22 protein-coding genes are annotated in these 26,494 nt (G+C 65.0%); 9 read left to right on the top strand and 13 right to left on the bottom strand.

Annotated features, from left to right (window positions below; genetic code table 11):
• Positions 1 to 371 precede the first annotated feature (371 nt).
• A complete protein-coding gene (locus E4K64_RS31490) occupies positions 372 to 2,342 on the top strand; it encodes a carbohydrate porin (RefSeq protein WP_135166877.1) in 1,971 nt (656 codons plus the stop codon).
• Between the two features lie 11 nt (positions 2,343 to 2,353).
• Here the strand turns inward: E4K64_RS31490 and E4K64_RS31485 are convergent, their stop codons facing one another.
• Together E4K64_RS31485 and E4K64_RS31480 are read right to left on the bottom strand one after the other, a co-directional pair.
• Positions 2,354 to 3,085, bottom strand: a complete 732-nt coding sequence (locus E4K64_RS31485; RefSeq protein WP_135166867.1) for a sulfite exporter TauE/SafE family protein — start codon at positions 3,083 to 3,085, stop codon at positions 2,354 to 2,356.
• A gap of 115 nt (positions 3,086 to 3,200) precedes the next feature.
• Positions 3,201 to 5,276, bottom strand: coding sequence for a methyl-accepting chemotaxis protein (locus tag E4K64_RS31480; protein ID WP_135166866.1), 2,076 nt, complete (start codon positions 5,274 to 5,276; stop codon positions 3,201 to 3,203).
• A 243-nt stretch (positions 5,277 to 5,519) separates the two neighbouring features.
• Here E4K64_RS31480 and E4K64_RS31475 point away from each other — a divergent pair, with 243 nt between their 5' ends.
• Positions 5,520 to 6,815 carry a hemolysin family protein gene (locus E4K64_RS31475; protein ID WP_135166865.1) on the top strand — a complete coding sequence of 432 codons (1,296 nt, stop codon included), beginning with the start codon at positions 5,520 to 5,522 and terminating at the stop codon, positions 6,813 to 6,815.
• A 285-nt stretch (positions 6,816 to 7,100) separates the two neighbouring features.
• Here the strand turns inward: E4K64_RS31475 and E4K64_RS31470 are convergent, their stop codons facing one another.
• The 3 genes from E4K64_RS31470 to E4K64_RS31460 form a co-directional block, all read right to left on the bottom strand.
• A complete protein-coding gene (locus tag E4K64_RS31470) occupies positions 7,101 to 7,340 on the bottom strand; it encodes a PilZ domain-containing protein (RefSeq protein WP_135166864.1) in 240 nt (79 codons plus the stop codon).
• A 91-nt stretch (positions 7,341 to 7,431) separates the two neighbouring features.
• Positions 7,432 to 9,129 carry an FMN-binding glutamate synthase family protein gene (locus E4K64_RS31465; protein ID WP_209312000.1) on the bottom strand — a complete coding sequence of 566 codons (1,698 nt, stop codon included), beginning with the start codon at positions 9,127 to 9,129 and terminating at the stop codon, positions 7,432 to 7,434.
• 415 nt (positions 9,130 to 9,544) lie between these two features.
• Positions 9,545 to 10,318 carry a ferredoxin--NADP reductase gene (locus E4K64_RS31460; protein ID WP_126261010.1) on the bottom strand — a complete coding sequence of 258 codons (774 nt, stop codon included), beginning with the start codon at positions 10,316 to 10,318 and terminating at the stop codon, positions 9,545 to 9,547.
• 373 nt (positions 10,319 to 10,691) lie between these two features.
• Here E4K64_RS31460 and E4K64_RS31455 point away from each other — a divergent pair, with 373 nt between their 5' ends.
• A complete protein-coding gene (locus E4K64_RS31455) occupies positions 10,692 to 11,504 on the top strand; it encodes an ATP-grasp domain-containing protein (protein ID WP_135166863.1) in 813 nt (270 codons plus the stop codon).
• 169 nt (positions 11,505 to 11,673) lie between these two features.
• On the opposite strand, the gene E4K64_RS31450 is transcribed toward E4K64_RS31455, so the two are convergent.
• Both E4K64_RS31450 and E4K64_RS31445 read right to left on the bottom strand, forming a co-directional pair.
• Complete coding sequence (locus tag E4K64_RS31450; protein ID WP_135166862.1) at positions 11,674 to 12,627, bottom strand: amino acid ABC transporter substrate-binding protein; 954 nt, start codon at positions 12,625 to 12,627, stop codon at positions 11,674 to 11,676.
• Positions 12,628 to 12,636: 9 nt separating this feature from the next.
• Positions 12,637 to 13,935: a dicarboxylate/amino acid:cation symporter gene (locus E4K64_RS31445; RefSeq protein WP_135166861.1), complete on the bottom strand. Its 1,299-nt coding sequence runs from the start codon at positions 13,933 to 13,935 to the stop codon at positions 12,637 to 12,639.
• Positions 13,936 to 14,146: 211 nt separating this feature from the next.
• On the opposite strand from E4K64_RS31445, the gene E4K64_RS31440 reads away from it, so the two are divergent.
• From E4K64_RS31440 to E4K64_RS31420, 5 genes are all read left to right on the top strand, one after another.
• Positions 14,147 to 15,154, top strand: a complete 1,008-nt coding sequence (locus E4K64_RS31440) for an NADP-dependent oxidoreductase (RefSeq protein WP_135166860.1) — start codon at positions 14,147 to 14,149, stop codon at positions 15,152 to 15,154.
• 145 nt (positions 15,155 to 15,299) lie between these two features.
• Positions 15,300 to 16,112 carry a cysteine rich repeat-containing protein gene (locus E4K64_RS31435; RefSeq protein WP_135166859.1) on the top strand — a complete coding sequence of 271 codons (813 nt, stop codon included), beginning with the start codon at positions 15,300 to 15,302 and terminating at the stop codon, positions 16,110 to 16,112.
• Between the two features lie 128 nt (positions 16,113 to 16,240).
• Positions 16,241 to 16,456 carry a hypothetical protein gene (locus E4K64_RS31430; protein ID WP_135166858.1) on the top strand — a complete coding sequence of 72 codons (216 nt, stop codon included), beginning with the start codon at positions 16,241 to 16,243 and terminating at the stop codon, positions 16,454 to 16,456.
• Between the two features lie 187 nt (positions 16,457 to 16,643).
• Positions 16,644 to 17,783 carry an FAD-dependent monooxygenase gene (locus tag E4K64_RS31425; protein ID WP_167772356.1) on the top strand — a complete coding sequence of 380 codons (1,140 nt, stop codon included), beginning with the start codon at positions 16,644 to 16,646 and terminating at the stop codon, positions 17,781 to 17,783.
• Complete coding sequence (locus E4K64_RS31420) at positions 17,780 to 19,393, top strand: benzoate-CoA ligase family protein (RefSeq protein ID WP_135166857.1); 1,614 nt, start codon at positions 17,780 to 17,782, stop codon at positions 19,391 to 19,393. The genes E4K64_RS31425 and E4K64_RS31420 overlap by 4 nt, the downstream gene beginning before the upstream one ends.
• Positions 19,394 to 19,749: 356 nt before the next feature.
• On the opposite strand, the gene E4K64_RS31415 is transcribed toward E4K64_RS31420, so the two are convergent.
• Positions 19,750 to 20,262 (bottom strand): MarR family winged helix-turn-helix transcriptional regulator, encoded by a 513-nt coding sequence (locus tag E4K64_RS31415; protein WP_126261002.1) that lies wholly within the window; start codon positions 20,260 to 20,262, stop codon positions 19,750 to 19,752.
• Positions 20,252 to 20,884, bottom strand: a complete 633-nt coding sequence (gene maiA / locus E4K64_RS31410; protein ID WP_135166856.1) for a maleylacetoacetate isomerase — start codon at positions 20,882 to 20,884, stop codon at positions 20,252 to 20,254. Before maiA ends, E4K64_RS31415 begins: the two co-directional genes overlap by 11 nt.
• A gap of 176 nt (positions 20,885 to 21,060) precedes the next feature.
• On the opposite strand from maiA, the gene gtdA reads away from it, so the two are divergent.
• Positions 21,061 to 22,101 (top strand): gentisate 1,2-dioxygenase, encoded by a 1,041-nt coding sequence (gene gtdA, locus E4K64_RS31405; RefSeq protein ID WP_135166855.1) that lies wholly within the window; start codon positions 21,061 to 21,063, stop codon positions 22,099 to 22,101.
• A gap of 144 nt (positions 22,102 to 22,245) precedes the next feature.
• On the opposite strand, the gene E4K64_RS31400 is transcribed toward gtdA, so the two are convergent.
• From E4K64_RS31400 to E4K64_RS31385, 4 genes are all read right to left on the bottom strand, one after another.
• Positions 22,246 to 23,064 (bottom strand): ABC transporter permease, encoded by an 819-nt coding sequence (locus E4K64_RS31400; protein ID WP_167772355.1) that lies wholly within the window; start codon positions 23,062 to 23,064, stop codon positions 22,246 to 22,248.
• Entirely contained in the window at positions 23,057 to 23,830 is a 774-nt protein-coding gene (locus E4K64_RS31395; RefSeq protein ID WP_135166853.1) for an ABC transporter ATP-binding protein, read from the bottom strand. Before E4K64_RS31395 ends, E4K64_RS31400 begins: the two co-directional genes overlap by 8 nt.
• A 174-nt stretch (positions 23,831 to 24,004) precedes the next feature.
• Positions 24,005 to 25,009, bottom strand: coding sequence for an ABC transporter substrate-binding protein (locus tag E4K64_RS31390; RefSeq protein ID WP_135166852.1), 1,005 nt, complete (start codon positions 25,007 to 25,009; stop codon positions 24,005 to 24,007).
• A 34-nt stretch (positions 25,010 to 25,043) separates the two neighbouring features.
• Complete coding sequence (locus tag E4K64_RS31385; RefSeq protein WP_135166851.1) at positions 25,044 to 26,411, bottom strand: FAD-dependent oxidoreductase; 1,368 nt, start codon at positions 26,409 to 26,411, stop codon at positions 25,044 to 25,046.
• Between the last annotated feature and the right edge of the window lie 83 nt (positions 26,412 to 26,494).

Below are 26,494 nucleotides of genomic sequence, written 5' to 3'. Positions count from 1 at the left end.
TCGCATCGCTGTGTGACGAGGCTGCAACAATTCCGGCGGCCCTAAATGAATGACCCCGCCCGGCTGTCCCCCCGGGCGGGGTCATTCATTTAGGGCCGCCGGAATTGTTGCAGCCTCGTCACACAGCGATGCGAACCATCCTTTGCGGCAATCCGTATCTGTTGCTATTGCGAATTAATCGCAATAAGGTTTGTCTCGGGTTCAGGAGCTTGGGACGAAGTCGGCTCGAGCCGAGATCATCTCGGCCGTGCGCGGGCGCCTAAGATCTGATGACAGGGCCGCCGCGAATCGGCAGGGATGTCGCGGTGGATGGATGACATTCGCGTTTGGGGGCGTGCGTTTTGAATTTGAGAGATCACCGCTACAGGTACTTGCGAACGGCCGCGGCGATCGCCACGGGCGTGCTGGCTTTTCCGACCGCCGGCCGCGCGGCCGACCTGCCGCTGAAGGCGCCGGCCTTGAGAGCGGTCTATGATTGGACCGGCCTTTATATCGGCGCGCATGCCGGCTATGGCCGCGGCTCGTCGCACTTTGCGCTGAACGACGGCACAGCACTCAGCGACAGCGGCGTCTTCAGCGGCATGATCGGCGGCGTGCAGGCCGGCTACAATTACCGACTCAACTCCGGCTGGCTGGTCGGCGTCGAAGGCGATTTTACGTTTCCCAACTACATCACCTCGAACTCGATCGTCTCCTTCCTGACGACGCCCGCCAACACCGTCACGCAGCAATGGGACTACACCGCGAGCGTCCGCGGCCGCGTCGGCTACACCAGCGGTCCGTGGCTCGTCTACGCCACCGGCGGCTTCGCCTGGATGGGCGAGCGCTATTTCGACGCGCCGGCATCCGGCGTCGAAATCCCGAAGATCCTGAACACGCGGCCGGGCTGGATCGCAGGCGCCGGCGTCGAATACGCTTTCGCGCCGCATTGGAGTGCACGGCTCGAATATCTCTACAGCCGCTTCGACGGCGCCAATGTCGCTTTCTCGACGGGCGCTCAATACAGCTCGTCGTCGCTCGACTTCCAGCAGGTCAGGCTCGGCCTCAATCGCAAGGTCGATTGGCCGGGTATGAAGAGCTATGACCCGAAGAGCTCGCTGATCGACACGGAATCGGATCGCTGGGAAATCCACGGCCAGAGCACCTATCTGCCGCAAGGCTATCCGTCGTTCCCCGCGCTCTATACCGGACCGAACTCGCTCTCGCCGTCGCGGCAAGCCAAGGCGACGTGGAGCAACAGCCTGTTCCTGAACGCGCGGCTGTGGGACGGCGGCGAGGTCTATTACAATCCCGAGCTGCTGCAGGGATTTGGACTGAGCGACACGGTCGGCGCGGCCGGCTTCCCGAACGGCGAGGCGCAGAAGTCGAACTTCCCCTATCCGCATTACAACACCTCGCGCCTGTTCGTGCGACAGACCTTCGGCTTCGGCGGCGAGCAGGAAGAGCTCGCGAGCAGCCAGTTGCAGCTGGGGCAGAAGGTCGACGTGTCCCGCCTCACCGTGCAGGCCGGCAAGTTCGCGGTGGTCGACGTGTTCGACGGCAATGCCTACGCCAAGGACACCCGCAAGGACTTCATGAACTGGTCGCTGTGGGCGCCGGGCGCCTTCGACTATTCCGCCGACAAGGTCGGTCTCACCTACGGTGTCACCGCCGAGTTCAATCAGAAGCAATGGGCGCTGCGCGGCGGCTATTTCCTGATGGTCTCCGAGTCCAATGCAAATCATTTCGACACCAGGGTCGGGGAGCGCGGCCAGTACGTGCTCGAGCTCGAGACGCGCTTCTCGCTGTTTGGCCAGCCCGGCAAGCTCAGGACCATGGGCTGGCTCGACAGCGCCAATATGGGCAGCTTCCGCGAGACACTGGACAATCCCGCGCTCAATCTCGACATCGCGCAGACCCGGCGCGGCCGCGTGAAATATGGCTATGTGCTCAACCTCGAGCAGGCGATCACCGACGACCTCGGATTGTTCGGCCGCTGGAGCTGGAATGACGGCCGGTTCGAAACGCTGGCCTTCACCGACATTCATCGCAGCCTGTCGGCCGGACTTTCCATCAAGGGCACGAAATGGGGCCGGCCTGACGACGTGATCGGGGTCGGCGGCGCGATCAACGCAATATCGCAGGACTATCGCGATTTCCTCGCCGCCGGCGGCCTCGGCGTGCTGATCGGCGACGGTGCGCTCAACTACCGCAAGGAGCGCATCCTCGAAACCTACTACGCCTATGCGGTGAACAAGAATCTCACGCTCACCGCCGACTACCAGCTGATCGTCAACCCCGCCTACAACGCCGACCGCGGACCGGTGTCGGTGTTCTCAGGAAGGCTGCACGGCGAGTTCTGAGCCGCCAGAGCTCAGAACAGCAGCGCGACACCCGAGACGAACAGCAGCGCCAGCACGATCCGGCGGAACGTTGTCTCGTCGATCCGGCCGAACAGCTTCAGCCCGAGCCAGGTTCCGGCAAACAGGAACGGCAAGCCGAGCGCGAACAGCTTTGCCGTGTCGAGTGTGAGCGATCCGCTGACACCCAGCCAAAGCGCCGCCGTGGCGAACACCACGACTGCGACCGGCTGGAACGTCGCGCGTTGCACCTCCTTGGGGAAACCGCGCAGATTGCACCAGATCGTGATGACGATGCCGGCAAGCCCAGTCAGCCCGCCGAGCAGGCCGTTGGTGAAACCAACCGCAGCATCGGCGGCGGGTGGAACGGCGACTGCGAGCTTGAGCTGCGGCCGAAACAAAGCATAGAGGCTGTAGGCGATCAGGACGACGCCGACGGCAAGGCGAAGGCTGCGCGGATCGGTCGAGGTCAGGAACCACACGCCGACCGGCACGCCGAGCACGGCGCCGATCACGAAGGGCCACAGCCTGCGCCAATCGATTGCGGCGCGCAGCTTCCAGACCGAGTAGCCCTGCACCAGAAAGCCAAAGCCGACGATCAGGCTGGCGCTCTGGAGCGGCGTCAGCACATAGAGCCACAGCGACGCCGCGACCAGGCCGAAGGCGAAGCCGGAAAGACCGGCCACGAATGCGCCGGCAAAAGTGGCCAACAGGAAGATTGGAAGCTCGACAGCGATCCCATCCATTGCTCGCTCCGTAGGTCAGCGAGCAGCGCTTGCGTGGGATCACCACTTGACGGGGAGGCCGCGACACCCCCGTGGCGTGAGCCTAGGTGAAGCCGCTTCCTTCCACAACCGCTTTCTACGCGGCCCGAATCGCATCCAGGAATTTACCGACCTCGGTCTTGAGACGGCTGCTTTCGCCGGACAGCGACTTGGCCGACGCCAGCACGTTGGCGGATGCCGAGCCGGTCTGGCTCGCGCCGCGCTGCACGTCGACGATGCTGGCGGAGACCTGCTGTGTGCCGCGCGCGGCCTGCTGCACGTTGCGGGAAATCTCCCGCGTCGCCGCGCCCTGCTCCTCGACCGCCGAGGCGATCGCGGAGGCGATCTCCGACATGCGGGTGATGGTGTCGCCGATCGCCTTGATGGCGCCGACGGATTCCTCCGTCGCGGTCTGGATACCCGAGATCTGCTGGCTGATCTCGCCGGTGGCCTTGGCGGTCTGCTCGGCGAGCGCCTTGACCTCGGAGGCGACGACGGCAAAGCCGCGCCCGGCCTCGCCGGCGCGCGCCGCCTCGATGGTGGCGTTGAGGGCAAGAAGATTGGTCTGGCCCGCGATCTGGCTGATGAGCTCGACGACATCTCCGATCCGCCCTGCAGCCTTGGCGAGCTCGCCGACATGGTCGTTGGTCCGCCCCGCCTGCTGCACCGCCTCGCCGGCAATGCGCGCGGAATCCTGCACCTGGCGGCTGATCTCGTCGACCGAGGAGGCCATCTCCTCGGCCGCCGCGGCAACGGTCTGGACGTTGGTGGAAGCCTGCTCGGAGGCGGCCGCGACAGTTGCGGTGACCTTCTCCGATTGATCGGCCGTGCTCGTCAGCGTGCCCGCGGATACTTCCAGCTCGGACGAGGCCGACGACACCGTGTTGATGACGTCGCCGATCATGGCTTCGAACTCGCGCGCGATCTGGTCCATGCGCTGGCTGCGCCGCAGCTTCGCCTCGGCCTCGACCGCAGCGGCCTCGTCAGAGGCTTTCTTGGCGCGCAGCGAATCCTTGAAGTGCTGGAGCGAGCCCGCCACCTGGCCGATCTCGTCGTCGCGGCCGGTCGTGGGGATCTCGACCTCGTGCTGTCCGGCGGCGAGCATTCCGATCACGTCCGCGATCCGGCCGAGCGGTGCCACCACGCGGCTGCGCAGCATCATGGTCACGCCACCGAGCGTTCCGAGCAAAGCCAGCACGGCGACGCCCGCCAGCGCGAGCATCGCCAGGGCGCCGTTGCGCGCAGCCGTGGCGCGCTCGGCCGCTTCGGCCAGCGCGGCGTCGCGCACGCCGAAGAACATCTGGACGGCGGGGACGAACACCTTCGCCAGCTCCTCGGCGGTGGCGCCGTACTTGCCGTCACTCCGGGCTGCAGGAAGCTCCCTGTCCACGGCAACCGCTGCCTGTCCAAAATAGGAATCCGTTGCCGCCTTCAGCGCGGCAGCGATGCGGGAGGGATTTCCGAGCTGGTCGATGCCGGCCTCGATGCGCTCGCGGTCGGCCTCCAGGCGTCCCTGCATGCGGTCCATCAGCGACAGCTCGGCCGCGGTGAGCGGACGGCGGGCGGAGAGCGCCGGGGACAGCGTGGCCGCGCGGCTGCCGGCCGAAACCCGCAGATCCTGCGCCGTTCGCGCCAGGCTCAAGAGCGCCGCAAGCGAGGAATCGGCATTGATGACCTTCGCTTCGAGCCGGTTCATGACCGGTTCGATGTTGCCGAGAACCTCGGCAACGCCGGGCAGGAAGCCCTTTATCGCGGTGCTGTCGCGCGCCGCCAGAGGGACGCTCATCGCGCGATCGGCAGCGGTGGTGATCTCCTTCAGCCGCCGCGCGGCACGGTCGAGATTTTCGGCGATCGCTCCGCCGTCGTCCAGCACCATGACGGCTCGCCTTGCAGCGTCGAAGCCCGCCTCGGCCGTTTTGGTAGCCTTCGCGGCAGCGTCGAGCTGCGCCTGCGTCGCAGCGCCTTCCTGGAAGATCGGTCCGATGTAGGGAGCGCGAAGGCTAGCGATGTGCTGGCTGGCCATCAGGGTCGCACCAAAGGCGTCGACGGTCTTGATCGCGTCGGAGCGGTTCGCGAAGATGCGCGTCTGGGGTATCAGCACCTCGGCGCCAAGGATGACCGCAAATACCGTCACCGTCAGCATCGACAGCGCGAAAAGCTTCCCGATCCGCATTCTGATTTCCCCGAATTCATTTCTGCAATGTCGAAAATCTAGCGGACGGCCACTAAGGGGGCGTTAAGCAACAATCCGTAGTTCCGCGGAGTCTCAGGTCGTCGCGGACGCCTCGGGAACACCGCCGGACGCCGGTTCCCTTCGATGCCCGAATACGCGGAATCACCAGCATCTCCTCACCGAATACCTATATCAATGGCTTGCGCCGTCATCCGGCCACACTTGCTTACCTCCGGAAGGTCAATGCTCTCGCTCGAACTCGTCATCGTCGTCGTCCTGATCGTCATCAACGGCCTCCTGTCCATGTCCGAGCTGGCCGTGGTGTCGTCGCGTCCGGCGCGGCTGTCGCTGCTCGCGGCCAAGGGCGTGCGCGGGGCCGAGCGGGCGCTGACGCTGGCGGCCGATCCCGGCAAATTCCTCTCGACGGTGCAGATCGGCATCACGCTGGTCGGTGTGCTCTCCGGAGCGTTCTCGGGCGCGACGCTCGGACAGCGGCTGACGCAATGGCTGCTCGAGCTCGGCCTCTCCGAGGGCCTTGCCGACATCGTCGGCGTCGGCCTCGTCGTCACGCTCATCACCTACGCCACCCTGATCGTCGGCGAGCTGGTGCCGAAACAGGTGGCGCTACGCGACCCCGAAAGCATCGCGGTGAGGGTCGCGCCGGCCATGCATGTGCTCGCGAAGGTCTCGTTGCCGCTGGTCTTTCTGCTCGACATCTCCGGCAAGCTGATCCTCACTTTGCTCGGCCGCGGCGGCAAGGCCGAGGAGAAGGTCTCCGAGGACGAGATCCATCACCTTGTCAGCGAGGCCGAGAATGCAGGCGTGCTCGAGCCCGGCGAGAAAGAGATGATCGCCGGCGTGATGCGGCTCGGCGACCGGCCGGTCGGCGCGGTCATGACGCCGCGCACGGAGGTCGACGAGATCGACCTGAACGCCCCGCCTGAGGAGATTCGCGAGATCGTCGCCAGGAGCCCGCACTCGCGCTTTCCCGTCTCGGATGGCGACCGCGACAAGCCGATCGGCGTGCTCCAGGCCAAGGACCTGCTGGTCGCCTATATGAACGAACGCAATCCCGACCTGCGCGCGCTGGTGCGCGAGGCGCCCGGCATCCCGGCGTCGGCGGACGCGCGCGACGTACTGACCATTCTGAGGACCGCTCCGGTTCACGTCGGCTTCGTCTACGACGAATACGGTGGCTTCGAAGGTATGGTGACGGCCACCGACATCCTCGAGTCGATCGTCGGCGCCTTCCATTCCGAAGCGGGACCGCCGGAGCCGGCCTATGTCAGGCGCGCAGACGATTCGTTCCTGATCTCCGGCTGGATGCCGGTCGACGAGTTCGGCGATTTGCTCGGCGTCGAATTGCCGCCGCACCGCTACAACACGGTGGCGGGCCTCGTGCTGCAACAATTCAACGCGCTGCCGAACACTGGCGATGCCTTCGACTTCGGCGGCTGGCATATCGAGGTGATCGATCTCGACGGGCGGAGGATCGACAAGATCTTGGCGAGCCGGCTGAGCGAGGTCGAGACGGGGTGAATTGAGCGAAAGCACGAGTGCGCGCGCTGGTGTGGCGCATGCTGTCGTTCCAATCTCCACTCGTCGTCCCCGACAAGCGCGCCCCAGGCGCGCGCCATCCGGAACCCCCGCGCGAGCGCTTGCGCTCGTCGCCATACTCCCAGGAGGTGGTTTGGCGAAGACCCGTAGTTTGGTACTGCTACCAACGGCGATCGAAAGATCACGCGGTATGGGTCCCGGATCTGCGCTGACGCTTGTCCGGGACGACAGCGGAACTTTGGGCGCGAGCTTACCTGAACACAACCCTCACCCGAATCTCACGCCGATCCGCTTCTCCTTGCGCCAGACCACCCTGCAAGCGTGATGCGTTGCGTCCGCCGGAACGAACAGGGTGAAATGCTCGGGAATGCCGAGGGGGCTGGTGACGTCGAGCGCGGCGCCGGTGTCGGACAGGTTGCGGACGGTGCAGTCGATCGCACCGCCGCCGAACTCGATGGTTCCGGCCTTCAGCACGCGATGCCTTGCCTTGTTACGCCGTTCGTCCATGGGCACAATTTACACCCAAAGTTGATCCAACCGTCAAAAGCCCGCTCCGCTCTCGCCCAGCGCAGGCCGGTATCGCGATGGGGCGCTGCCGCTACAGCGCCGGCTGGAATGTATCCGCGCGTGCCATCCGCCAGGCCTCGCTGAAACGCGGGTCCGCGGTGCCTTCGAGCAGCTCGCCCGGACGCAGCGCCGGATAGAGCTGGGCAAAGGATTTCACCTGCGTCGTCGAAGTCCGTTGGCTGAAATGGATCGGGCGCAGCTGCTGCGGATGATCGAGGCCGGCGGCAGCGATCAGCTCGGTCAGCGAATGCAGCGTCGCGTGGTGATAATTGTGCACGCGGTCGATCTTGAGCGGCACATAGAGCGCGCGCGCACGCGTCGGGTCCTGCGTTGCCACCCCGGTCGGACAGCGGTCGGTGTGGCAGCTCAGCGACTGGATGCAGCCGAGCGAGAACATGAAGCCGCGCGCCGAGTTACAATAGTCGGCGCCGATCGCCATGGCGCGCGCCATGTCGAAGGCGGTGGCGATCTTGCCGGAGGCGCCGATCTTGATGCGGTCGCGCGCATTGATGCCGATCAGCGCGTTGTGAACGAAATTGACGCCCTCGCGCATCGGCGTGCCCAAGTGATCCATGAATTCGAGCGGCGCCGCGCCGGTGCCGCCTTCATTGCCGTCGACGACGATGAAATCAGGATAGATGCCGGTCTCGAGCATCGCCTTGCAGATCGCCAGGAATTCCCAGGGATGGCCGATGCAGAGCTTGAAGCCGGCCGGCTTGCCGCCCGAGAGGCGGCGCATCTCGGCGATGAACTGCATCATGCCGGCCGGGGTGGAGAACGCGCGGTGCGAGGCCGGCGAGATGCAGTCCTCGCCTATCGCGACGCCGCGGATCTTGGAGATCTCCTCCGAGACCTTTGCCGCCGGCAGCACGCCGCCATGGCCGGGCTTGGCGCCCTGGCTGACCTTGAGCTCGACCATCTTGATCTGGTCGTCGCAGGCGACGCGCGCGAACGCTTCGGGATCGAAGCTGCCGTCGAGATGACGGCAGCCGAAATAGCCGGAGCCGATCTCCCAGATGATGTCGCCGCCCATCTCGCGATGATAGGGGCTGACGCCGCCCTCGCCGGTGTCGTGCGCGAAGCCGCCCTTCTTCGCGCCGGCATTGAGCGCCCGCACCGCGTTGGGGCTGAGCGCGCCGAAGCTCATCGCGGAGATGTTGAACACCGAGGCCGAATAGGGCTTCGTGCAATCGGGACCGCCGATGGTGATGCGGAATCTCTCCTGGGCATGCGTCTTCGGCGCGACCGAGTGGTGCATCCACTCATAGCCCTCGCGGTAGACGTCCTCCTGGGTGCCGAACGGACGCTTGTCGAGCTCCATCTTGGCGCGCTGATAGACCACCGCGCGGGTGTCGCGCGAGAACGGCATGCCGTCCTTCTCGCTCTCGAAGAAATATTGCCGCATCTCGGGGCGGATCTCTTCGAGCAGGAAGCGGATATGCGCCGAGATCGGGTAGTTGCGCAGCACCGCGTGGCTCTTCTGCAGGAGATCGCGGACGCCGAGCAGCGTCAGCGCGCCGAAGATCAGGATTGGCACCAGCAGGATGTCGAATATCTTGCGGTCGACGATGCCGATACCGATCAGGAGCGCGGTGACGACCGCGCAGATCGTCAGCACGATGAAGCGGGGCGAGAAGGGCAGCAGCAGGGTTTCCATGATCCCCTCTTCCGCCAGCGGCAGGCGTTTGGGGGATTGCTGCGTCTTGTTGTCGTCGGCCACGATTCCCATCCTCTCGCCAGCATGAGGCGGTACGATACGCCTTCGCCTGTCATACGGATATGACGCGGCCCTTGTTTCAGGCTAGCGAATTCGGCGGAGACAAATCAATCAGCCCGATGGCCTGGTTTTGCAATGCAGCAAAGGGGGAGGATGGGGACGGCGGGCTACAGAGACCCTGAACGGGCTGCAGCTGCGTGTGGGCCACGCTGCATTCACAAACTCAGCTGTCGTCCCGGGCAAGCGTCAGCGCAGACCCGGGACCCATAACCACAGGATTGCGTGGTGAGGGAAAAGCTGTCACTCCGAGCTATCGCATAACCCCGGCCTGTGGGTATGGATCCCGGATCGGCGCGCGCTTTGAGCGCGCTTGTCCGGGATGACGAGTCGGATGTGGCGCGCGATCACGCCACTTCTTCGACAGAACTTATCGCTCGACGAACGCCTTCTCGATCACGAAATGGCCGGGCTTGTTGCCGCTGCCTTCGATGAAGTCGCGGCTCTCGAACATTACCTTCAGCTCTTCCAGCATCGCCGGGCTGCCGCACATCATGATGCGGTCGGTTGCGATGTCGAGCGGGCCCTGACCGATGTCGTTGAAGATCTGCTCGGAGCTGATGAGGTCGGTGATGCGGCCGCGGTTCTTGAACGGCTCGCGGGTCACGGTCGGATAGTACACGAGCTTGTCCGCGAGCAGCTCGCCGAACAGCTCGTCCTCGCGCAAGGTCGCGACCAGCTTCTCGCCATAGGCGAGCTCGGAGACCTGGCGGCAGCCGTGCACCAGCACGATGGACTCGAACTGCTCGTAGACCTCGGGGTCCTTGATCAGGCTCGCGAACGGCGCGAGGCCCGTGCCGGTCGAGAGCAGCATCAGCCGCTTGCCGGGAAGGAGGTTGTCGGTGATCAGCGTGCCGGTCGCCTTGCGGCCGACCAGGATGGTGTCGCCTTCCTTGATCTTCTGCAGGCGCGAGGTCAGCGGGCCGTCCTGAACCTTGATCGAGAAGAACTCGAGCTCCTCCTCGTGGTTGGCGCTGGCCATGCTGTAGGCGCGCAGCAGCGGACGGCCGTCGACTTCGAGGCCGATCATGGCGAATTGGCCGTTCTGGAAGCGGAAGCCGGTATCGCGCGTGGCGCGGAAGCTGAACAGCGTGTCGGTCCAGTGCTGAACGGAAAGAACCTTCTCTCGGTAAAACGCGCTCATGATTTTCGATATTCCGAATAATTGCGGTTTTCGGGCAACAGCATGGCCCGGCCCCTGAAAACGGGGCGGACACCATTGCCATGGCAGAGGATTTCGCGTGTGTGATCTACGCCATTGAGACCAATAATCAACCTCGTTTCGGCTGCAATTGATGCCGATCAAACCGGCATTTGCGGCGGAATTGGACGCATCATTGACGAATCTGCTGCCGCTGCTGCACAGAGGGCAATTTCTTTTCCCTCCAGGGCTCGATTGCAGCACTTAATTTCCGTCGCGCTCGCGAGAATTTCATTAAGAATAGCTCTGATTTCCCGCGCGGTTGGCGCCTTTGCCCGCGTTTTTGCGGCCTTCGGCGACAGGAACGACAAGAGACATGACAGGCGACGAGCGAATCTTCGTTCAGGCAATCCGGCGCTATTGCGCGGACCACGGCATCGCCGTCGATGTCCGCGCCGGCGGCTGGCTGATCGCGATGCGCCGGGGCCAGCTGCGCCGCTTTGCCTTCGGCTACGACATCGGCCTCAACAGCGCGATCGCGCACCGTCTCGCCAACGACAAATCGGCCACCGCCGAGGTGCTGACGCTGGCGCGCGTGCCCTGCGTTCCCCATCACCTCTTCCTCAATCCGAAGCTGGGCAGGAACGTGGTCGGCGCCGGCTGGCGAGAGGCCATGCGCGAGCTGCTCGGCGACAATCCGCAGGGCGTTGTGGTGAAGCCGAACGAGGGAACATCGGGCCGCTCGGTATTCAAGGTGGCGACCGAGGCGGACCTCGACCGCGCGGCCAGCGAGGTCTTCTCGATGAGCGCGGGGCTTGTGATCTCGCCCTATGTCGCGATCGAGGACGAGGTCCGGGTGGTGCTGCTGGATGATTTGCCGCGCGTCGCCTACAGCAAGCTGCGTGGCGCGGATTGGCGGCACAATCTCGATGCCGGCGCAAGGGCGGTGCTGCTGGAGGATGGCGATGTCCGCACCGCCTGCGTCAAGCTCGCGATCGAGGCCGCGCGCGCCATCGGCATTGTCTTTGCCTCGATCGACGTGGTTCGTGTCGACGGCACGTGGCGCGTGCTCGAGATCAATTCCGGCGTGATGATGGAGGCGCTGGCGAAGCTGCATCCCGAGCTGGTGCAGGCGACGTATGACGCGGCGTTGGACCGGGTGTTTGACGAATCGCGCCACGAACGCTGAGCCATCACCGTCACCCTGAGGTGGCCGCTTCTTCAGCGGCCCTCGAAGGACGACGGCCCAACTGGCACCTCGGCCGTTCATCCTTCGAGGCTTGCTCGACGGTGCGCTTGCACCGCCGAGCGCGCACCTCAGGATGACGGAGAGAGAGAATGAGGGAGACGCCCCCGGCTCAATTATTCGCGCCCGCCGAATCGTCCATCGCCTTGAACGCCTCTTCCAGCTGCAGCGAGATCGGCACGTTCAGGCGTTCGCCGGTGGGCAGCCGTGCGGTGAACCATTTGTTGTAGAGCGGGACGAGGTCGCGGTTGGAGGCGAGCTTGCGGAAGGCGCGCTCGACCAATGCCGCGAGCTGCGGCTCGCCCTTCCTGAACATGATGCCGTAGGGATCGTAGGACAAGTAGTCCCCGACCACGCGAAAATAGCCTTGCGCCTTGTGACGCGCGATCAGGCCATAGAGCAGGATGTCGTCGGTTGCGAACGCATCCGCCTTGCCGTCGTTCACCATCTGGAACGACTGCTCGTGATCCGGCGCGGTCACGATGTTGAGGCCGAGCGAGAGCTTCTTGTCGACGGCGTGCATCGCCTGTTCGTTGGTGGTGCCCTTGGTCACCACCACGGTCTTGCCCTTGAGGTCCGCGACCCCGGAAACAGACGCTCCCTTCGGCACCATCAGCTTGGTGCCGGCGACGAACATCAAAGGCGAGAAGGCGACGCGCTTGCCACGCTCGGCATTGGCGGTGGTCGAGCCGCATTCCAGGTCGATCTTGTTCTGGAGCACGGCGTCGATGCGGTCGTCCGAGGTGACCTTGACGTAGTCGATCCTGAGGTTGGGATCGTCGACCTCGACGCCGATCTCCTCGACGATGGCCTCGCAGAGCTCCAGGCTATAGCCGATCGGGCGGCCCGACTGGTCGAGGAAGGAGAACGGCGGCGAGCTCTCGCGATAACCCAGCCGCACACTATGCGCCTTCTTGATCGCGGCCAGCGTCGGACTGAGCCCTTCGCCAGTCTGCGCGCGCGCAGAAGTCGCGAACAAAGAGGTCGCGGACATGGCGGTCGCGAGCAGCGCTGCCGCGAGCCACAGGCGGCCTGAGGTCAACGACCTCGCCAGGATCTGGACCATGGTTCGCTCCTAGCCATGGCCGGCCATCGCGGGCACCTCGCCCGGCACCATGTCCTCAGGCACGACGTCGCCGGGTCCGAGCGCGTGCTCGGGCCCGAGCTCGCCTTCCCATTTGGCCACGACCGAGGTCGCCAGCGTGTTGCCGATCACGTTGGTGGCGCTGCGGCCCATGTCGAGGAAGGTGTCGATGCCCATGATCATCAGGAGGCCCGCCTCGGGGATGTTGAACTGCGCCAGCGTCGAGGCGATCACGACCAGGGAGGCGCGCGGCACGCCGGCGACGCCCTTGGAGGTGATCATTAGCGTCGCCAGCATCGCGAGCTGGGTGCCGAGCGGCATGTCGATGTGATAGCTCTGCGCGATGAAGACGCTCGCGAAGGTGCAATACATCATCGTGCCGTCGAGGTTGAAGGAATAGCCGAGCGGCAGCACGAAGCTCGAGATCCGCGACGAGGCGCCGAAGCGATTGAGGCCCTCCAGCGTCTTCGGATAGGCCGCCTCCGAGCTCGCGGTCGAGAACGCGATCATCAGCGGCTCGCGGATCAGCTTCAGGAGATGGCTGTAGCGCGGACCGATCACGATGAAGCCGACGACGATCAGGATCGCCCACAGGATCATCAGCGAGAGATAGAAGCCGCCCATGAAGACGACCAGCTTCCAGAGCACGCCAAGGCCGTTCTTGGCGACCGTGGCGGTGATGGCGGCCCACACCGCGAGCGGCGCGAACAGCATCACGTAGCTCGTGACCTTGAGCATGATGTGGCCGATGTCGTCGATCAGCGCCAGGATCGGCTTGGAGCGCTCGGGCATCGCGCCCATCGCCACCGAGAAGAACACGGCGAAGATCACGATCTGCAGGATCTCGTTCTGCGCCATCGCATCCGCGATCGAGGTCGGAATCAGATGGGTGAGGAATTTCTCGATCGAGAAGGCCGACACCGGCAGGCCGGTCGATTGACCCGCAGCGGGCAACGTGCCGGGGAAATTCGCGCCGGGCTGCAGCAGATTGACCATGATCAGGCCGAGCAGCAGCGAGATGAAGGAGGCGCTGACGAACCAGCCCATGGTCTTGGCGAAGATGCGGCCGAGCTTGGAGCCCGAGCCCATATGGGCGATGCCGCCGACCAGGGTCGCGAACACCAGAGGCGCGATGATCATCTTGATCAGGCGCAGGAACATCATGGCGATCAGGTTGATGGCGGAGGCCCACTCGGCGCGCGTGTCGGGCAAGAAGCTGTAGATCGCCGCCCCCATGATGATGCCGAGCACCATCGCCGCCAGAATGTATTGCGTAAACCTGTTGGACATCGTTGACCCCCACGTACATCGGCGCTTCATGATGTCGCAGATATGACAGCGGCGCAACACGCTTTGCGTGTGGTCGCGTTTTCGGGATGTTCCCGTTGTGAAATCGCACGCCGCGCTCTAGCCTTCATGCGGCGCACAACATATGCGGCCTGCACGTTTTGTTTGCGGCGGCTGCATCAATAACCGTCAAAACATCAATGAGGGAAACGCCATGAGCGACAACGCCAATCGCCAAATTCTGCTGGTCGAAAAGCCCAGCGGCAAGCTCGGCCCGGAGCATTTCAAGATGGTGGACGGCGCAATGCCGGAACCGAAAGACGGCGAGGCCCTGCTGCGCGTGCGATACATTTCACTCGACGCCGCCAACCGCGCCTGGATGCACGGCGCGACCTATCGCTCCGCGGTCGAGGCCAACAGCGTGATGGCCGGCGGCGCCATTGCCGAGGTCGTCAGCTCGAAGGCGCCGGACTTGGCTGCCGGCGACATCGTGTTCGGCGACACCGGCTGGCAGGAATTTGCCGCGGTGCCGGCGAAGCATCTCACCAAGATGCCGAAGCTCGAACCGATGACGCATCTGCTCAGCGTGTTCGGCATCGCCGGCCTCACCGCCTATTTTGGTCTGCTGGAGATCGGCAAGCCCAGAGAGGGCGAGACGGTCGTGGTCTCTGCGGCTGCGGGCTCGGTCGGCTCGATCGTCGGACAGATCGCGAAGATCAAAGGATGCCGCGTGGTCGGCATTGCCGGCGGCGCGGACAAGTGCAACTGGCTTACTTCCGAGCTCGGTTTCGATGCCGCCGTGGACTACAAGGACGGTGCGGTCTTCAAGGCGTTGCGCGCGGCTGCTCCGAAGGGCATCGACGTCTATTTCGACAATGTCGGCGGTGACATTCTCGAAGCCTGCCTGCCGCAGATGAACAATTACGGCCGCATCGCCTGCTGCGGCGCGATCTCGCAATACGACGGCGCGCCCGCAGCGCACGGCCCGCGCGGCGTGCCGGGACTGATCGTGGTGAAGCGGCTCGTCATGCAGGGCTTCATCGTGATGGACTACATGAAGGAGAGCCAGCGCGCGCTCGCCGAGCTCCAGGCCTGGGTCAAATCCGGCAAGCTGAAGGTGCAGGAAGACATCATCGACGGATTGCAGAACACGCCAAGGGCGCTGATCGGATTGCTCGCGGGCGAGAACCGCGGCAAGCGCATGGTGCGACTGACGACGTAGTCGCGCCCAATTGCGCCGGATAATTGACTTGCGGTGGAGGCCGAAGCAGCCAAAGATGCCGCTCGCGAGCTGACCCTCGCGACGATTGCGCTTACATATCTTTTCAAAATAGTCGGCGTTCCCGACCGGGCAGGAATTCATTCAAATGCTCAACACGTTGAAACATGCATCGACGCGCACTGCGTTGCTGGCGACGGCACTCTTCGCAACTGCAACAGGAGCGCTCGCGCAGACCGAGGCCCAGAAGAGCGCCATCCGGTCCGCATGCCGCTCGGACTTCATGGCGCATTGCTCGAGCGTGACGCCCGGCGGAGTGGAGGCGGTTCAATGCCTCGCCAAGAACATGTCGAGCTTGTCGTCGGGGTGCCAGGCTGCGGTTCGCGCGGTCGAGCCGGCCGCCGCGCCGCAGACAGAAGCGGCGCCCGCCAAATCCCAGCCTGCCAAATCCGAGCCTGCCAAATCTGAACCGGCAAAAACGGAAGCGGCGCCCGCCGCCGAGCCAGCAGCCAAGCCGGCTGCAGCAGCAAAGCAGCCGAGTCCTGCCCAGGTTTCCGCGATCAAGAGCGCCTGCCGCGGCGATTATCCCAAGGTCTGCGCCAGCGTGCCGCCCGGCGGCGCGCCCGCCATCGAATGCCTGGAGAAGAACAAGGCGAAGGTGTCGGCCGGTTGCGCCAAGGCCGTGAATGCGGCGTTCGGTGGCGGAGCGGCCGCGCCCGCTTCGGGGGCTGCACCGGCCGCCGCGGCGGCGCCTGCCGCGGCACCGGCCACTATCGTGCTGCGGCCATTGCTGCCGCGCGAAGAGCTGTTCATCGCGCGGTCGGCTTGCGGCGCCGACATCCGCACCCTCTGCGCCGGCGTGGCGCCCGGCGGCGGCCGGATCATCCAATGCATTTCCAACCGGGCGGCATCGCTCTCGCCGGCCTGCAAGGAGGTGCTCGCGCCTTTCGCCGCCAGATAGGGCGGAGCGGATGATGTTTATCCGCAGCACGGAGATGAATTGCGCCGTGCGCGACCAGTTGCTCGCACGCTGACACAGATACTTTCTTCAGACCCAGTTTCGACCACGACAAGCCCCGGGAGGACAACATGCGTTCATTGCTGCTCGTTGCTTCTGCGCTCTTCGCTTTTGCCGCCACCATGACCTTCGAGGTCACCGACGCCAACGCGGTGGTGTGCGCCCGCGGCGTCGTTCGCGCCGGCTGCGCGGGCCCGAACGCGGCCGTGGTCGTCCGCAAGCCGGTGCCGGCGGTCCGCTGCACCAGGGTTCTGGTGAATGGGGTCTATGTGAAACGCTGCGTCTGACCCCCGGTGGCCAATCCGCCCCGGTTTGGCTATGATTCGCGCCTGACAGTTTCGGACCCGCAAAATGCGTGCCCGGACAGTGCTTTGGCGTGCCGCGCTCGGCGGATAATTTCCGCTGGCGCCGGACGCCGGAGCACATTAGTCTACCCCTAGATAGTAAGTATACTGTCAATTAGGGAGGCAGACGTTGCAGATCGCCGTGATTGGCGGGGGGCCCGGTGGGCTCTATTTCGCCTATCTCTGGAAGAAGCGTCACCCCGAGGATCAGGTCGACCTGTTCGAACAGAACCCGGCCGACGCGACCTGGGGCTTTGGCGTCGTGTTCTCCGACCAGGCGCTGGAATTCCTGCGCGCCGACGACCCCGAGACGGTCGACGCGATCGCGCCGCATATGGAGAGCTGGGAGAACATCACGCTGAACCTTCATGGCGACTGCGTCGCCATCGACGGGGTCGGCTTTTCCTCGATCGGGCGGCTGGAGCTGCTCCGATTCCTGCAGCAGCGCGCGCTCGACGTCGGCGTCACGCCTCGCTTCGACACGCAGATCCACGCCATCGACCAGCTCAATGGTCACGATTTGATCGTCGCCGCCGACGGCTTGAACTCGCTGGTGCGCCGCGCCTATGAGGGCGATTTCGGCACCTCGCTGTCCTACTCTTCCAACAAGTTCGTCTGGTACGGCACCTCGAAGCGCTTCGACACGCTGTCGCAGACCTTCGTGAAGACCGACCGCGGCGCCTTCAACGCCCATCATTACCGTTACTCGCCGGCCATGAGCACCTTCCTGGTCGAATGCGACCACGCGACCTGGCAGGCCTACGGCTTCGCCTACAAGGACGTCGAGCAGTCCAAGGGCGTCTGCGAAGAAGTGTTCGCGGACACGCTTGGCGGCCATTGCCTCGTCTCCAACAAATCGGTTTGGCGCAACTTCCCCTGGGTCTGGAACGAGCATTGGTCGTTCAAGAACATGGTGCTGCTCGGGGACGCCTTGCATTCGGCGCATTTCTCGATCGGCTCGGGCACGCGGCTTGCCATCGAGGACGCCATTGCGCTGGTCAAGGCGCTGGAATCGGATGCGCATCTTGCGACCGCCCTGCATCGCTACCAGGCCGCGCGCAAACCGGTGGTGCAGAAGCTCGTCAACGCCGCGCGCACCTCGGCGTTCTGGTATGAGCGCTTTGCCGAGCACATGAAGCTTCCCCTGATGGATTTCGCCTACAGCTACATCACCCGCTCGGGCCGGATCGACGATTCCCGGCTGCGCGCGATGTCGCCGGCCTTCATGTCCCGCTACGAGGCGGCCAAGAACGGCGGAGACGAGGCATGAGCAACGAGATTTTCGATCAGGTGCCCGCCGACAGCGCGGGGACACGCGAGATCGGCTTTGCCGTTCCCGACATCTACAACGCCAGCCGAGTGCTGTTTGACAACCTCGGCAAGGGCCGCGGTGACAAGCTGGCGCTGTTGGGGCCCGCGGGCACGCGGACCTATGCCGAGCTGTGCGCGGACGCCTGCCGCTGGGGCAACGGCTTTGCTTCGCTCGGCCTGAAGCGCGGCGACCGCGTGCTGCTGTTCCTCGACGACACCCCGGCCTATCCGGCCGCGTTTTTCGGCGCGGTGCGCGCCGGCTTCGTGCCGCTCCTGATCAACACGCTGACGCCGCCGGACCTGCTGCAATTCTATCTCGCCGATTCCGGGGCCGTCGTGGCGGTGGCGGAGTCCGAATTCTCCGCGCGCTTCAACGTCGAAGCCTGCAAGGACACGCAGCTGCGTACGCTGATCGTCGTCAATGGCGCGGTGGGCGATCACGCGGCGCCAGCAGCGGTTGCGGCGGCGGATTGGCTTACGCAGTTTTCGACCGAATTGGCCGAAGCCCACACGCATCGCAACGAGATGGCGTTCTGGATGTATTCCTCCGGCTCGACCGGCCGGCCCAAGGGCATCGTGCATCTCCAGCACGACATGGCTTACAGCGATCTCGCCTTCGCGCGGAACATCCTGAAGCTCACGCCCGACGACATCTGCTTCTCCGTGCCGAAGATCTTCTTCGCCTATGGCTTCGGCAATTCCGTCACCTTCCCGTTCTCGGCGGGAGCAGCGACGCTGCTGCTGCCGGGCCAGCCGAAACCCGCCGCGATCTTCGCAGCGATCGCGCGGTACCGGCCGACGGTGTTCTTCGGCCTGCCGACGCTGTACACGTCGCTGACCAAGGCCGAGGGCGCGGACAAGACCGACTTCTCGTCATTGCGCATGGCGCTCTCCGCCGCCGAGGTGCTCTCGGCCGAGGTCTTCAACGGCTGGAAGGCGCTCACCGGCCTGGAGATCGTCGAAGGCCTCGGCTCCACCGAGGTGCTGCACATCTATCTCTCCAACCGGCCCGAGCGGAAGAAGCTCGGCGCCGCCGGCTTGCGCGTACCCGGCTACGAGGTCGCGCTGCGCGACAAGGAGGGCCGCGACGTCGGCGACAACGAGGAAGGCATCTTGTGGGTCCGCGGCGATTCCAACACGCCGCTGTACTGGAACCGGCCGGACAAATCCGCCGAGACGATCCGCGAGGAAGGGTGGATCTACACCGGCGACCGCTTCGTCAGGGATGCCGACGGCTTCCACTTCTTCCGCGGCCGCGCCGATGATCTGGTCAAGATCTCCGGCCAGTGGGTCTATCCGCTCGAGGTCGAGCTCTGCCTCGCCGACCACCCCGAGATCCGCGAATGCGCGGTGTTCGCCGCCGAGCTGCCCGACCGCCGCATGACGCTGAAGGCCGTGGTGGTGATGAACGACCGCACGGCCAACCAGGGTGAGACGACGCGGCGATTACAGGATTACGTGAAGGGCAGGCTGCTGCCCTACAAATATCCGCGCGAGGTGATCTTCATCGACGAGCTGCCGAAGACCGGCACGGGGAAGATCGACCGGCAGGCATTGCTGAGGATGTGAGGCGACGTTGAGGATGTTGAGGCGACGGCGCCGCCACACCCTCGGTGTCGTCCCCGCGAAGGCGGGGAACCATAACCACAGGGAGTGGTTGTAGCGAGAAACTGGAAACTCCGAGTCTTCGCCAAACTTCTCCCTGTGGTTATGGGTCCCGGATCTGCGCTTCGCTTGTCCGGGACGACAGTGGTGAACAAGGCGCCAGGGGCGGAGATCCACGCATCGCAATCGTAGGGTGGGCAAAGCGGAGCGTGCCCACCACTTCTGATCAGCTGGAAGGAGGTCGTGGGCACGGCGCAAGGGCGCCTTTGCCCACCCTACGAGATATGAGATTGAGGCGCGCATATCGCCTCATACGTCCCTCACCCCGTCTTGCCCAGATGCTCCAGCGCATCCTCGGCCCGCAGCGGCACGCGTGAGGCTTCGTTGTTGAGGTCGACGAGCTGCGACAACAGGCCCATCAGCGTCTTGCGGTCCGCCGGCTTCAGCGGCTCCAGCATGCGCGCCTGGGCGCGCTCCACGGCGGGGATGATCTCGCGCAGGATCGCCGCGCCTGACCTGGTCAGATAGAGCAGCTTGATCCGCTTGTCCTCGGGCGCCGGCTTGCGCTCGATATAGTCCTTGGCCTGCAGCCGCTCGATCACGCTGCCGAGCGTGGAGCGGTCGAAGGCGATCACCGCCGACAGCCGCGTGGCGTCGATGCCGGGATGGGTGTGGATCGCGATCAGCGCCGCATATTGCACCGGGGTCAGGTCGAACGCCTTGCACTCCTCCATGAAGATCGAGACCGCGATCTGCTGCATGCGCCGGAACAGATAGCCCGGCGCGGCATAGACTGCGTCGATCGTGATCGGAGCGGGCGGCTTACTCGGCATCGGGCTGCTTCTCCGGCGCAGCCTCGGCGAACGCCGGCACCGCCTTGGCCGCGGCCTCGGCCTTGAGCAGGCGCGGATAGGCCGAAACATCGACACCGAAGCGGCGCGCATTGGCGAGCTGCGGCACGAGACAGAGATCGGCCAGCGTCGGCGCATCGCCGAAGCAGAACGGGCCCGGCTCGTCCTTGATCAGGATCTCGCAAGCCGACAGGCCTTCGCGATTGACCCAGGCGGCCCAGTCCTGGACCTTCTCTTCGGGCAGGCCGAGCTCGCGCAGCCGCGCCAACACTTTCAGGTTCTGCACCGGATGGGTGTCGCAGGCGATCGCCAGCGCAAATGCCCTCACCTTGGCGCGCTGCAGCGCATCCTTCGGCAGCAGCGGCGGATGGGGGTGCGTCTCGTCGAGCCATTCGATGATGGCGACCGATTGCGTCAGCACCGCACCCGCATCGTTCTCCAACGCCGGCACCAGGCCTTGCGGGTTGATGGCGAGATAGGTGGGCGCGCATTGCTCGCCCTTGCGCAAATGATGCGGCAGATGCGCGGCCTTGAGGCCCTTCAGGTTCAGCGCGATCCGCACCCGATAGGCGGCGCTGGAGCGGAAATAGCCGTGCAGCTTCATCGAGACCTCCCTTTCCTGTTATTCCGGGGCTCGCGAAGCGAGCACCCGGAACCTCGATATTTCCGGATTTGATGCTATCGCATCGCTGCGGAATGACGGCAACCAGCGGCGACCCACATTGACGCTACCTAGATCGTCAGTATACTGTCAATCAACAAACGATCGGGAGCGCCGCCATGGAAGCCGTGACCAAGACACCGGAACGCGAGGCGTTCTACAAGAAGATCGACGGCGAAAACCTCACCGCGCTGTGGACGGTGATGAGCGATCTGATCACGCCGGAGCCGAAGAGCGCCTGCCGGCCGCATTTGTGGAAATTCGACGTCATCCGCGATTACATGATTGAAGCCGGCAAGCTCATCACCGCCAAGGAGGCCGAGCGGCGCGTGCTGGTGCTGGAAAATCCCGGCCTGCGCAGCCAGTCCAAGATCACGACCTCGCTCTATGCCGGCGTGCAGATGGTGGTGCCGGGCGACGTCGCACCGGCGCACCGGCACAGCCAGTCGGCACTGCGCTTCGTGCTCGAGGGCAAGGGCGCCCACACCGCTGTCGACGGCGAACGCACCGCGATGGAGCCGGGAGACTTCATCATCACGCCGTCGATGACCTGGCATGATCATTCCAATGAGACCGACCAGCCGATGTTCTGGCTCGACGGCCTCGACATTCCCATGGTGCAGTTCTTCGACTGCTCGTTCGCGGAAGGCGCCAAGGAGGACCAGCAGAAGATCACAAAGCCCGCCGGCGACAGCTTTGCGCGCTACGGTCACAATCTGCTGCCGGTCGATATGAAGCGCTCGTCGAAGACCTCGCCGATCTTCAGCTATCCCTACGCTCATACGCGCGAAGCGCTGGAGAAGGCCAGGACGAGCCAGGAATGGGACGCCTGCCACGGGCTGAAGCTGAAGTTCAGCAACCCCGAGACCGGCGATTTCGCGATGCCGACCATCGGCACCTTCATCCAGCTGCTGCCCAAGGGCTTCAAGACCGTGCGCTATCGCTCAACCGATGCGACGGTATTCTGCCCGATCGAAGGCAGGGGCCGCAGCCGGATCGGCGATACCGTGTTCGAATGGGGTCCACGTGATCTGTTCGTGGTGCCGAGCTGGCACTGGGTCACGCATGAGGCCGACGACGACGCCGTGCTGTTCAGCTTCTCGGACCGCCCGGTGCAGCAGAAGCTGGATCTGTTCAGGGAAGATCGCGGGAACGCGTGAGCGTCGCGTAGGGTGGATTAGCCGAAGGCGTAATCCACCAACTCGTTCGGCAAACGCGGAAGCATAAGAGGTGGGTTACGCCTAGCGGTTTGCGCTTCGCGCAATCCGCGAGGCTAACCCACCCTACGGCAGCGCGGATTGCGGCTACCGCCAGTGCAGCAACCGCATCTCCAGCCAGCCGATCACCTTGCCGACCGCAAGCCCAAACACCGACAGGATCACCACGCCGGCAAGCAGCTGATCGGTCTGCATCAGATTGCCGGCCTGGAGCACGAAGGCGCCGATGCCGTATTGGGCGCCGATCATCTCGGCGCTGACGACGAGCAGCAGCGCGACGGATGCGGTGATGCGGAAGCCGGCGAGGATCGCCGGCAGCGCGCCGGGCCAGATCACCTTGCGCACGATGGTGGCGAAGGGAACGTTGAAGCTCTGCGCCATGCGGATCAGGTTGCGCGGCACGGCATCGACGCCGCTATAGACCGAGATCGCAGTCGAGAAGAACACCCCGAGCGCAATGGTCGCGATTTTCGGCTCTTCGCCGATGCCGAGCCAGAGGATCAGCAGCGGCAGCAGCGCGATCTTCGGGATCGGGAACAGCGCCGAGATGAAGGTGATGCCGACGCTGCGCGCGAGCCGCGACAGGCCAATGGCAAAACCGACGGCGATGCCGGCGGCAGTCCCGAGCAGCCAGCCGACGCCGATGCGCAGCAGCGAGGCGGACAGATGCTGCCAGAGCGCGCCGGAGATCGCGAGCTGGTAGATCGCCCGGACGATTGCAGAGGGCGTCGGCAGAAACAGCGCATTGACGAGGCCGGCGCTGCCGGCGGCCTGCCAGATCGCGATGACGAGGGCGAGCGCGATCCACCCGCCGCAGCGGCTGCTCGCGGGCACGAAGCCGGCGCCGCGGAAACGGACGCGCCGCGTCACTTCGTCCTTGGCGGGGAGGCCCGCGCGGTCAAGCATGCTGGACCTCGCGCTCGGCATCGATCGCCTCGTTGCGGATCAGCGACCAGATCTGGGTCTGCAGCGCTAGCAGCTTCTCGCGCGCCGCAGCTTCGCCGCGCTCGGTGCGCGTCATCGGCACGGTCACGACCTCCCGGATGCGGCCGGGTCTGCGCGACAGCACCACGATGCGATCGGCGAGCCGCGCCGCCTCTTCGAGATTATGGGTGACATAGACCGCGCCCATGCCGCCATCGGCGAGCAGGCGGACGAAATCCTCCATCAGGAGCTCGCGGGTCTGCGAATCCAGCGCCGACAGCGGCTCGTCCATCAGCAGGATGGCAGGCTTCACCGCCAGCGCGCGCGAAATGCCGACCCGCTGGCGCATGCCGCCGGAGAGCTGCTTCGGATAGGTCTTGCGGAAATCGGTCAGGCCGGTGCGGCGCAAGGCGTCGTCGACCAGCGCGCGGCGCTGCGCCGCCGAAAGCTGGGCGTGCAGCAGCGGGAACTCGACGTTCTGCTCGACCGTCGCCCAGGGCAGCAGCGCGAAATCCTGGAACACGAAGGTAAGCGGATTGAGACTGTCCGCCGGCGGCGAGCCGCGCAATTCGGGCGCACCGGACGTCGGCTGCAGCAGCCCACCGAGGATCGACAGCAGCGTGCTCTTGCCGCAGCCCGAGGGCCCGACGACCGCCACCACCTCGCCGGCGCCAACGGTGAAGGAGACGTCGTCGAGCACGGCGAGATCGCCGAAGCGATGGGAGATGTGGCTGGCGATCAGGTCCATCTCACGCACAACTCCTTGATCCGTCACCCTGAGGTGCCGGAGCGAAGCGCAGGCCTCGAAGGGCGACGGCCCCGATGCATCCGGGCCGTTCATCCTTCGAGGCTCGCAGCGCAGTGCGGATGCACTGCGCTACTCGCGCCTCAGGATGACGGAGAGAGAGATGAGCGCGCAGCATCAATCCGCCTTCACAAATTCCTTGGCGATGATCGCATCCGCGTCAAAGCCCTTGTCGGCAAAGCCCTGCTCCTGGAGCCATTTGATCTGGTTGTCGACGTTCTTCACGTCCAGCTTGCCGTCGGGATCGATGTAGGCGCAATTGCCGACCACCTGCTCGACCGGCAGATTGGTGTATTTGGCGATGATCTCCAGCAGCGGCTTCGTCTTGTCGTTGATCGGCGCGACACCGTCCTTCATCGCCGCGAGGATGACGTCGTAATATTCGCGGTCGGCCTTGGCCAAGGCGCCGAGCAGCTTTGTCACCAGCGCCTTGTTGGTCAGCGTCTTCGGCGAGGCAAACACCGCGCCCAGCTGCCAGGGCGTCTCGTCGCCGACCCAGCCCAGGAATTTCGCGCCGCCTTCGTCCATGAGCTTGCGCGCGGTCGAGATCGGCAGCAGCGCCGCATCGACGGTCTCGCCCTTCAGCGCGGCCGCGGCATTCGACAGCGATTGCAGCGGCACGATCTTCACGTCCGCGAGCTTGAAGCCGTATTTGTCGGCGAGCAGGCCGAGCGAATAGTGAAAGCTCGATCCGACCTGCGTCATCGCCACGCGCTTGCCGGCGAGGTCCTTTGGCGTCTTGAGGCCGGCCGCGTAGGCGTTGTTGCTGGCGAAATAGCCGATCAGGGGATAGCCGGCCTTCTCGCGGCTCATGCCGCCGATCACCTTCAGCGTGCCCTTGCCGGCGAGATTGTAGAGACCGGCGGTGAAGGCGGTGATGCCGAAATCGACGTCGCCCGACGTGGTCGCGACCGCGATCGGCTGGGCCGCGTCGAAGAATTTCAGCTCGACGTCGAGGCCGGCCTCGCGGAAATAGCCCTTGTCCTGCGCGATGAAGACGGGCGCGGAGGAGGACAGGCGGAGCACGCCGATCCTGGCCTTCAGCGCGTCCTCGGCCCTTGCACCGCCCATCGCCGTGATCGCCAGAAGGCCCGCAAGCGCGAGCCGCACCATTCCGATCATCCCGTTTCCTCCGCCGTCGTTCTATTGCCGCCCGTCACAATCCTTCCGGCACCATTTGGTCCCGGCCGATGAAGGCACCCTGTTGTTTCAACGTTTCCTGCAATTTTTCAATGGGGATTTCGCGTGGAATCCGGTTTCCGGAGAGCGCCAGCGCGGCGGCGGAGCCGGCGGCCTCCCCCATCGCGAAGCAGGCCCCGGATACCCGCGCCGCGGACTGGCCCTCATGGGTCATGGAGGCACAGCGGCCGGCAACGAGCAGGTTCTCGACCCCTTCGGGCACCAGCATGCGGTACGGCAGCTCATTATAGCCGCGGGATTCCGGGATCGGCGGGAAGGTGAAGACGACGTCGCCGGGCACATGGGCCTCGATCGGCCAGCCATTGACGCCGATGGAATCCTCGAACGAGGCGCAGCCGAGCACGTCCTCGCCGCTGAGCTGATAGCCGCCCGTGATGCGGCGGGTCTCGCGGATGCCGAGCTGCGGCGGCAAATCGACGATGTAGGACTTCTCAAAGCCCGGGACAGTGCTGCGCAAGAACTCGTAAGCGGCGAGCGCCTGCTTGCGGCCCTCGATCTCGCCGCGGGTGAGATCGTCGGGCTCGACGCCATTGATGGCGTGGCCATCCTCGCGCGCCACTTGCGTAAAGTTCACCCGCCATTCGATGCCGGACTTCTGCGGCCGCACGATCGCGCTTTTGCGCGGGAATGTGTGGGTTCCGGCCGCGACGGCTTTTTCCATCAATTGCGGAATGGTGCGCCAGGCCTCGCCAGCCTTGGCGGGATCGATGCCGTTCAGACGGAGCATCATCGAGGGGTACAGCGGATGACCGTGCGCGTCGCCGATCTCGAACGGCGCGCCGGCCCAGACCGCGAGATCGCCGTCGCCGGAGCAGTCGATGAAGATCTCCGATCGCACCGCCTGCCGGCCGGCCTTGGTCTCGACCATCAGCGCGTCGATGCGGCTGTTGTCGCCCATCACGACGCCGGCGCCGAGCGCGTGAAACAGGATGTGCACCTTGTGGCTGCCCAGCAGCTCGTCGGCCGCGATCTTGTAGGCTGCGGTGTCATAGGCCTGAGCGAACAGCTTGCCGAGGATCAGATGCGGCGTGTTCAGGCCGCCCAACCGATCAATCCGCATCAGCAGCTCGGAGGCCATGCCCTGCACCAGCCGCCGGTGCTCGCCATAGACATTGCCATGCAGGCCGCAGAAGTTCGTGACGCCGGCCGCGGTGCCCATGCCGCCGAGAAAGCCATAGCGCTCGATCAGCAGCGTCTTCCGCCCGGCGCGCGCGCTTGAAGCCGCCGCGACGATGCCGGCGGGCCCGCCGCCGAGCACCACGACTTCATATTCGCCATAGAGCGGCACCTGTCGTGCCGGTTCTTCGATCGTCACGGCCCGCATGGCGCGTCCCTTCCCAAACCCTTCGAACAGGACCACGGATTAGCCGGCAGGCGCCATCGTCGCAAGATCGCGGTTGCTCACCC

Source organism: Bradyrhizobium frederickii, assembly GCF_004570865.1.
Lineage (GTDB): Bacteria > Pseudomonadota > Alphaproteobacteria > Rhizobiales > Xanthobacteraceae > Bradyrhizobium > Bradyrhizobium frederickii.
The sequence above is the reverse complement of the archived record's forward strand: the minus strand, read 5'-3'. Positions and strand labels throughout refer to the sequence as shown.

Excerpts from the sequence above, each read along its gene's own strand:
- E4K64_RS31485 (WP_135166867.1), bottom strand. The coding sequence starts at position 3,085 with ATGGATGGGATCGCTGTCGAGCTTCCAATCTTCCTGTTGGCCACTTTT.
- E4K64_RS31480 (WP_135166866.1), bottom strand. The coding sequence starts at position 5,276 with ATGCGGATCGGGAAGCTTTTCGCGCTGTCGATGCTGACGGTGACGGTA.
- E4K64_RS31475 (WP_135166865.1), top strand. The coding sequence starts at position 5,520 with ATGCTCTCGCTCGAACTCGTCATCGTCGTCGTCCTGATCGTCATCAAC.
- E4K64_RS31470 (WP_135166864.1), bottom strand. The coding sequence starts at position 7,340 with ATGGACGAACGGCGTAACAAGGCAAGGCATCGCGTGCTGAAGGCCGGA.
- E4K64_RS31465 (WP_209312000.1), bottom strand. The coding sequence starts at position 9,129 with ATGGGAATCGTGGCCGACGACAACAAGACGCAGCAATCCCCCAAACGC.
- E4K64_RS31460 (WP_126261010.1), bottom strand. The coding sequence starts at position 10,318 with ATGAGCGCGTTTTACCGAGAGAAGGTTCTTTCCGTTCAGCACTGGACC.
- E4K64_RS31455 (WP_135166863.1), top strand. The coding sequence starts at position 10,692 with ATGACAGGCGACGAGCGAATCTTCGTTCAGGCAATCCGGCGCTATTGC.
- E4K64_RS31450 (WP_135166862.1), bottom strand. The coding sequence starts at position 12,627 with ATGGTCCAGATCCTGGCGAGGTCGTTGACCTCAGGCCGCCTGTGGCTC.
- E4K64_RS31445 (WP_135166861.1), bottom strand. The coding sequence starts at position 13,935 with ATGTCCAACAGGTTTACGCAATACATTCTGGCGGCGATGGTGCTCGGC.
- E4K64_RS31440 (WP_135166860.1), top strand. The coding sequence starts at position 14,147 with ATGAGCGACAACGCCAATCGCCAAATTCTGCTGGTCGAAAAGCCCAGC.
- E4K64_RS31435 (WP_135166859.1), top strand. The coding sequence starts at position 15,300 with ATGCTCAACACGTTGAAACATGCATCGACGCGCACTGCGTTGCTGGCG.
- E4K64_RS31430 (WP_135166858.1), top strand. The coding sequence starts at position 16,241 with ATGCGTTCATTGCTGCTCGTTGCTTCTGCGCTCTTCGCTTTTGCCGCC.
- E4K64_RS31420 (WP_135166857.1), top strand. The coding sequence starts at position 17,780 with ATGAGCAACGAGATTTTCGATCAGGTGCCCGCCGACAGCGCGGGGACA.
- E4K64_RS31415 (WP_126261002.1), bottom strand. The coding sequence starts at position 20,262 with ATGCCGAGTAAGCCGCCCGCTCCGATCACGATCGACGCAGTCTATGCC.
- maiA (WP_135166856.1), bottom strand. The coding sequence starts at position 20,884 with ATGAAGCTGCACGGCTATTTCCGCTCCAGCGCCGCCTATCGGGTGCGG.
- gtdA (WP_135166855.1), top strand. The coding sequence starts at position 21,061 with ATGGAAGCCGTGACCAAGACACCGGAACGCGAGGCGTTCTACAAGAAG.
- E4K64_RS31400 (WP_167772355.1), bottom strand. The coding sequence starts at position 23,064 with ATGCTTGACCGCGCGGGCCTCCCCGCCAAGGACGAAGTGACGCGGCGC.
- E4K64_RS31395 (WP_135166853.1), bottom strand. The coding sequence starts at position 23,830 with ATGGACCTGATCGCCAGCCACATCTCCCATCGCTTCGGCGATCTCGCC.
- E4K64_RS31390 (WP_135166852.1), bottom strand. The coding sequence starts at position 25,009 with ATGATCGGAATGGTGCGGCTCGCGCTTGCGGGCCTTCTGGCGATCACG.
- E4K64_RS31385 (WP_135166851.1), bottom strand. The coding sequence starts at position 26,411 with ATGCGGGCCGTGACGATCGAAGAACCGGCACGACAGGTGCCGCTCTAT.